This is a genomic window from Ensifer sp. ENS08 (assembly GCF_014852195.1).
Classification (GTDB): domain Bacteria; phylum Pseudomonadota; class Alphaproteobacteria; order Rhizobiales; family Rhizobiaceae; genus Ensifer; species Ensifer adhaerens.
Window position 1 is genome coordinate 135,167 of sequence record NZ_JACVBF010000021.1, and the last position, 6,609, is coordinate 141,775.

The following is a 6,609-nucleotide window of genomic DNA, read 5'->3' on the forward strand; positions in this document are numbered from 1 at the left end:
TCCCCTCACCCGCCCGATTGAAAGACGCTCACGCCGGTGCCAAGCCGACAGGAGCTTCGAAAGAATTTCATAATAGGTGCAGATTCACATTCGATGCAGCCTTGAAGGCATGCGCCCGACTGTTTCCGCTTGATTGTGCGACGAAGCTTCTTTCTGTTGTCCGTTGCCACCTGAGAGATAGATAAAGGCTGGAACACGGCCTGCGGGAGTGACAAGTGTGACGGGATTTCGATGGATTCGCTGATCACCGCCGCGGCGCGAGCACTGGCGTCGGGCGACCCGCTCGGCGCGCTGAAGCGGGTGGCGCTACGCGACGATCCGCCGGCACTAGCGCTGCGCGGCATCGCCATGGCCCAGCTTGGAGACTTCACCCGCGCAAAGGTCCTGCTGAAGAACGCCGCGCGCGCCTTCGGCCCGAAGGAAGCGGTGGCGCGGGCGCGGTGCATCGTCGCCGAGGCAGAGATCGCCATCGTCTGCCGTGATCTTTCCTGGCCGATGCGGGCGCTCGACGCCGCCCGCTCGACGCTCGAAACCCATGGCGACCACCTCAACGCCGCCCACGCCCGCAATCTCGGGGCACGGCGCCTGCTCTTGATCGGCCGTCTGGACGAGGCCGAGAACTTGCTTGCCGATATCGATACGGCGCGGCTGACACCGCTGTCGAAAGCCGCCCACGACCTGGCGCTCGCCGGCATCGCCGTGCGCCGGTTGCGAACCGAGGCCGCCACCGCCGCCTTCGGGCGGGCGGGCGAAGCGGCACGGGCGACCGGCATTCCGGCCCTGATCTTGGAAGTTGAAAACGCGGCCGCCGTGCTTAAGGCGCCGGCTGCCCGCCTCATGGCGGATGGGGAAGAGCGCTCGCTGCTGCTTGGCGAGGTCGAAGAGCTGCTTGCTTCCGGCGCCCTCGTCATCGACGCCTGCCGGAACCTCGTCCGACGACAAGCGACCTTGTGCACGCTTGCCACTCGGCCGGTGCTCTTTGCGCTGGCGCGCGCGCTGGGCGAAGCCTGGCCGGGAGACGTCTCAAGGCGAACCTTGCTCGCCCGGGCCTTCGGCGCACGACATGTCGACGAATCCCACCGGGCAAGGCTGCGTGTCGAAATCGGCCGGCTGCGCGAGGAACTGCGCCCGCTTGCGGATATCACGGCGACGAGCGATGGCTTCCGGCTGGTGCCGCACGGCAAGCACACGGTCGTCGTCCTTGCCCCGCCGGTCGACGAGCGACATGCGACGATGCGGGCGCTGCTGGCGGACGGCGAGGCCTGGTCAAGTTCGGCGCTCGCAATCGCGCTCGACGCCAGCGCGCGCACCGTGCAGCGGGCGCTCGAAGAGCTCGCCTCGCAAGGCAAGGTTATGCCGATCGGGCGCGGGCGGGCACGGCGCTGGGTCGTGCCGCCGATTGCCGCATTCCCGACAGTGTTGTTACTCCCTGGCCCTTTGCCAAACGAATAGGATCAGACCCATGAAAAGATCCGAAGCCGAAATCATCCAGATATATGGCCCGTTCCCCGGGGCAGACCAGGTCCATGGCGTCACCTTCGACGGCCGGAACGTATGGTTCGCCGCCGGTGACACGATCAACGCCTTCGACCCGGAAAACGGTGCGCCCGTCCGCTCGATCGACGTCGCCGCGCATGCCGGTACGGCGTTTGACGGCAAGCACCTCTTCCAGATCGCCGAAGATCGCATCCAGAAGATCGATCCGGAAACCGGGAAAATTCTCGCGACAATCCCGGCGCCAGGCGGTGGCGGCGATTCCGGCCTTGCCTGGGCCGAGGGCACGCTTTGGGTCGGGCAGCATCGGGGCCGCAAAATTCATCAGATCGATCCCGAGAACGGCGCAATCCTGCGCACGATCGAATCCAAGCGCGTCGTGACCGGGGTGTCCTGGGTCGACGGCGAACTCTGGCACGGCACCTGGGAGGGTGACGAAAGCGATATCAGGCGCATCGATCCGCAAACGGGAGCGGTGCTCGAAACGGTCGCCATGCCGACCGGAATGGGCGTATCGGGCCTCGAGTCCGATGGCGGCGAGCGCTTCTTCTGTGGCGGCGGCCCGAGCGGCGTCGTCCGGGCCGTTCGCCGGCCGAAGCGGGCGCGCTGAAGACACTGACGATGAATTCCTGGCAACCGGCGCGGCTGCGCGCCGCTGTCGGTGCGGCGCCGGCACTACAGCGCCGCGCGCCTTTGAGGCGCATAGAGGGCGCTGTAGCGCTTCGAAGCGCTGCATGTTCCGTCCGCAAAACCGGCGATGAATAGGGAACCATGCAGTAGCGTTGTCCCGGCACGGTCCGCAATACCCGGACACCGCGGACCGTGCCCGAGCTTTAGGCCTTAATGAAGGCGAGCAGGTCGGGATTGATGACATCGGCATGGGTTGTCAACATGCCATGTGGATAACCCTCATAGACCTTGAGCGTGCCGTTCTTCAGCAGCTTCACCGCCAGTCGCGCGCTGTCGTCGATCGGCACGATCTGGTCGTCGTCGCCGTGCATGACCAGCGTCGGCACGTCGATCGCCTTCAAGTCTTCGGTGAAGTCGGTTTCGGAGAAGGCCTTGATGCCTTCGTAATGGGCCTTGGCGCTGCCCATCATGCCCTGACGCCACCAGTTGCGGACGACGCCTTCCGATACCTCGGCACCCGGGCGGTTGTAGCCGTAGAACGGGCCGGCCGGAACGTCGAGGAAGAACTGGGCGCGGTTGGCAGCAAGCGCCGCCCGGAAACCGTCGAACACCTCGATCGGCAGGCCGCCCGGATTGTTTTCGGTCTTGACCATGATCGGCGGCACGGCGCCGACGATGATCAGCTTGGAAACCCGGCCGCCGCCGTGGCGCGCCACGTAAGCCACCGCTTCGCCGCCACCGGTGGAGTGACCGATGTGGATTGCATCGCTGAGGCCGAGCTTGGTGGTCAGCGCCGCAACATCCTTCGCGTAGTGTGCAATGTCGTGTCCCTCGCTCACCTGCGTCGAACGGCCATGGCCGCGGCGGTCATGGGCGATGACCCGGTAGCCCTTGCTGACGAAATAGAGCATCTGCGCATCCCAATCGTCCGCCGACAGGGGCCAACCATGGTGAAAGACGATGGGCTGGCCCGAGCCCCAATCCTTGTAGAAGATATCGACGCCGTCTTCAGTCCTGACGAAGTTCTCGGTCATGGGAACGGTTCCTTTGTTTGGGTTGGGTGTATGTCTTCGAGATGTGGCCCCGGCGCGAGATCCGCGCCGGGACGTGCGGTCCGCGTCAACCGAGATGGGGGTGGTTGATCGCGAGAAAGTGGTTGACGACCGGCGCGGCCGGCCCCTTGTGGTAGCGGCGGACATCGTCCTGAATGTCGGCATCGGCCTTCGACACGCGCTTGTGCTGGCGCAGATGCTCTGCCCAGGATTCGACCATAAACCATTCGACCAGCCGTCCGGGATCGGCCGCGTCCTCGGTCACGCCCCAGCCATAGGCGCCGTCGCGCCGCCGCTCGTGCGACAGGCGGGCGAGCGCCTTCAGGAACTCGGACCGATCCGCCTTGTCGATCGTATATTCGATCAGGACGAGAACCGGTCCGCGGTCGTGTTCGACCGGCTCGCTGGTCAGCGGCTCCGGCCAATGATTGGAAGGAATGAGATCCGCCTCACCTTTCGGCAGCTTCATGGCGTGGAAGGCGAAGCCGACTGAGAGAAGGCCGATGGCCGCCACGGCGAGCGTGAAGGGCACGCCGATCGCCGAGGCGGTCGCGCCCCAAGCAAGGCTCCCGCCGGTCATCGCGCCGTTGAAGACGGTCAGATAGACGGCGAGCGTGCGTCCGCGCACCCAGTTGGGCAGGATCGCTTGCGCAGTGCTGTTCAGCGTCGTCAACGCCATGATCCAGGCCGCACCACAGACGAGCAGCGCCGCCACCGCCACCCATTGCGCCGGCGCGAAGGAAAGCACGCCCATGACGGCGGCGGTCAGGACCGCGGACAAAAGCAGCAATCCGTCGGCATCCATCCGGGCCCGCAAGCGCGGCATCACCAGCGCGCCGCCGATCGCGCCGGCGCCGACGGCGCCGAGCAGGATGCCGTAGAAGCTGGCGCCGCCGCCGAGAAGCTGGCGGGCGACCAGCGGCAGCAGCGCCCAGATCGCACTTGAAAAAGCGAAAAACACGGCTGCACGCAAAAGCACCACATGCAGCTCGCGGCTGGCGCGCGCATAGCGCAGGCCGGCCCGGAAGGCGCCGAGGAAGCGCTCGCCGAGCGCGTCGTCCTCCGGCACCTGCCGCCGCCACCAGACCAATGCGGCAATGACGAAGACATAGCTGATGACATCGACGCCATAGGTGACGGCCGCGCCAAACCAGGCAAGCAGCAAGCCGCCAAGCGCCGGGCCGATCGCGCGGGAGATGTTGATGCCGAGCGAGTTCAGCGCGACCGCGCCCTTGACGTCCGGTCGCGACACGAGCTCCGGCACGATCGCCTGCCAGGTGGGGGCAACCAGCGCTGCGCCGATGCCACCGACAAAGGTAAGCGCAATCAGCGAGGTCACCGACTGCAGCCCGCTTGCAGAGAGGAACAACAGGCAGAGGCTCGCGGATGCGAGCAGGAACTGCACGACGATCAGGAATTTGCGTCGGTCGAGAATATCGGAGAGCACGCCGGCGGGAATGGCGAGCAGGAAGATCGGCAGCGTCGCGGCCGCCTGGATCATCGAGACGGCGGCGGGCGTTGCCGACAGGTCGGTGACGAGCCAGGAGCTCGCGACATCGCGGATGAAGCTGCCGGTGTTGCCGATGATCGTCGCCACCCAGAGCACGGCGAAGACCTTCTGGCGCAAGGGCGCGAAAGTGCCGGCGTTGTTGGTCGCTGCCTGCGTCATTGGCCGCCCCTCTCCGTGGATGCACGTTCGCGCAGATCATAGACTGCAACGAGCACGAATGCGCCGGCAAGGCCGATATGTTCGAAGAAACCGTTTGTCGCTATCGCGCGCTCCATGCCGGGCGGCAGTTCCCAGAAGCGGAATGCGAGCAAGGTGGCGGCGAGGGTGAAGGCCGCAAGCGCGCCTGCCGCCGCCCAGCGGTAGAAGCCTGAGAGAACGAGAGCCGACATCGCAAGCTCAAAAACGATGATGCCGACAGCAAAGAGCGGTGCCGGATAGAGGCCGAAATGCTCCATCTCGGCAAGCGCGCCCGGGAAGTCGAAAATTTTCGTCAAGGGTCCCTGGATATAGGCCGAGCAGAGCGCCAGCAACCCGACGAATATGACACGGTTGCCGGAAAGGCCCGGCCGGAGGCGAACGGCGAGACGGTTTTCGAGGGAAGAGGGGCTCAATCTTTCGTTTCCTTGTCAGGCGGTCTTCGGCTTGATAGGCGGCAAAGCCGCCCCTCATCGATTTTTCGGCCGTTTCAAAGCGGTGATCGCGCTCTGGGATATGCCTTGGTAGTAGGCTCCATGCTTCGCCGGCGGATGGTTCACCACGACTTTCGCCGAGAGGTGCCGGACGCCCTCAGTCGGCGAGGCCGAGGCCTGCTCCGGTCCGAGCGATGCGTTGAGCAAGATTGAGACCGCGGCCATCGCGACGGCGCCGGCTTTCGTGCGCATTCTGCGTTTCCCTTCCGCTATCGTCACACCGCCCAGCAGGAGCATCCAAGCGCGCCGAAGAAACCCTTAAGGTCGGCGATCGGCAGTTTCGACGTCCAGGCGCCGGCATGATCGTGGCCATGGACGCCGCAATCGCTGGCGCAGCCGCACGACGTGATCGCGGTGCGCCGGAGCGAGCGCTTTCCGGCGCCCTCGGGCTCACCCCAGGCGGCATAACCGCCGAAGGTGCGGACCGGCGACCAGTCGGGCATTGCCGGCGGCACCTTGTTCTCGTCGTGAGAGGCAAATTCGCCGGCCGCATAGACGATCTTGCCGCCGACCATCGTGAGCTCTGACGTGAGGAAGGAAATCTCGTCCTCGGCGCAGTTGAAAAAATCCTTGTTCGGCACGATGAGGTCGGCGAACTGCCCCTTCTCAATCCGGCCTTTCCTGCCTTCCTCGTTTGAAAACCACTGCACCTTCTCGGTCCACATCCGAAGCGCCGTCTCGCGATCGAGGCAGTTGGCGCGCGGGTAGAGCTGCAGGCCGCCGACAGTCTTGCCGGTCACCATCCACGACAGCGAAACCCAGGGGTTGTAGGATGCGACGCGGGTCGCATCGGTACCGGCGGAGACGTTGACGCCCTTTGCCAGCATCTTGGCCACCGGCGGCGTCGCTTCAGCGACACCATGGCCGTAGCGCTCGACGAAGTACTCGCCCTGATAGGCCATGCGGTGCTGCACGGCGATGCCGCCGCCAAGGGCGGCGATCCGGTCGATCGAGCGGTCAGAGATCGTCTCCGCATGGTCGAAGAACCAGTTGATGCCCTCAAGCGGGATATCCCGGTTGACCTTCTCGAAGACGTCGAGCGCACGGGTGATCGTCTCGTCATAGGTGGCATGCAGTCGCCAGGGCCAGCGGTTCTCCGCAAGAATACGCACGACCTCTTCGAGTTCGCCCTCCATCTCCGGCGGCATGTCCGGGCGCGGCTCGCGGAAGTCCTCGAAGTCGGCGGCGGAAAACACCAGCATCTCGCCGGCACCGTTGTGGCGGAAATAGTCGT

Annotated in this window: 7 protein-coding genes; 2 read left to right on the forward strand and 5 right to left on the reverse strand. The window is 65.4% G+C overall.

Going from position 1 to position 6,609, the window contains the following annotated elements; all coding sequences use genetic code 11:
- Nucleotides 1–231: 231 nt before the first annotated feature.
- Together IB272_RS30800 and IB272_RS30805 are read left to right on the forward strand one after the other, a co-directional pair.
- Nucleotides 232–1,452, forward strand: a complete 1,221-nt coding sequence (locus tag IB272_RS30800; protein ID WP_113135495.1) for a helix-turn-helix domain-containing protein — start codon at nt 232–234, stop codon at nt 1,450–1,452.
- Between the two features lie 10 nt (nt 1,453–1,462).
- A complete protein-coding gene (locus IB272_RS30805; RefSeq protein WP_113135494.1) occupies nt 1,463–2,104 on the forward strand; it encodes a DUF5074 domain-containing protein in 642 nt (213 codons plus the stop codon).
- Between the two features lie 223 nt (nt 2,105–2,327).
- On the opposite strand, the gene IB272_RS30810 is transcribed toward IB272_RS30805, so the two are convergent.
- From IB272_RS30810 to IB272_RS30830, 5 genes are all read right to left on the reverse strand, one after another.
- On the reverse strand, nt 2,328–3,158 hold the full coding sequence (locus IB272_RS30810) for an alpha/beta hydrolase (RefSeq protein WP_060520010.1): 831 nt from the start codon (nt 3,156–3,158) through the stop codon (nt 2,328–2,330).
- Between the two features lie 85 nt (nt 3,159–3,243).
- On the reverse strand, nt 3,244–4,845 hold the full coding sequence (locus IB272_RS30815; RefSeq protein WP_113135493.1) for an MFS transporter: 1,602 nt from the start codon (nt 4,843–4,845) through the stop codon (nt 3,244–3,246).
- Entirely contained in the window at nt 4,842–5,297 is a 456-nt protein-coding gene (locus IB272_RS30820; RefSeq protein ID WP_113135492.1) for a DoxX family protein, read from the reverse strand. Before IB272_RS30820 ends, IB272_RS30815 begins: the two co-directional genes overlap by 4 nt.
- Nucleotides 5,298–5,351: 54 nt before the next feature.
- Nucleotides 5,352–5,567, reverse strand: coding sequence for a hypothetical protein (locus IB272_RS30825; protein ID WP_113135491.1), 216 nt, complete (start codon nt 5,565–5,567; stop codon nt 5,352–5,354).
- Nucleotides 5,568–5,590: 23 nt separating this feature from the next.
- Nucleotides 5,591–6,609 (reverse strand): amidohydrolase family protein (locus IB272_RS30830; RefSeq protein ID WP_192445663.1); only part of this gene is annotated, 1,019 nt, incomplete at its 5' end.

Excerpts from the sequence above, each read along its gene's own strand:
- IB272_RS30825 (WP_113135491.1), bottom strand. The coding sequence starts at position 5,567 with ATGCGCACGAAAGCCGGCGCCGTCGCGATGGCCGCGGTCTCAATCTTG.
- IB272_RS30815 (WP_113135493.1), bottom strand. The coding sequence starts at position 4,845 with ATGACGCAGGCAGCGACCAACAACGCCGGCACTTTCGCGCCCTTGCGC.
- IB272_RS30810 (WP_060520010.1), bottom strand. The coding sequence starts at position 3,158 with ATGACCGAGAACTTCGTCAGGACTGAAGACGGCGTCGATATCTTCTAC.
- IB272_RS30800 (WP_113135495.1), top strand. The coding sequence starts at position 232 with ATGGATTCGCTGATCACCGCCGCGGCGCGAGCACTGGCGTCGGGCGAC.
- IB272_RS30805 (WP_113135494.1), top strand. The coding sequence starts at position 1,463 with ATGAAAAGATCCGAAGCCGAAATCATCCAGATATATGGCCCGTTCCCC.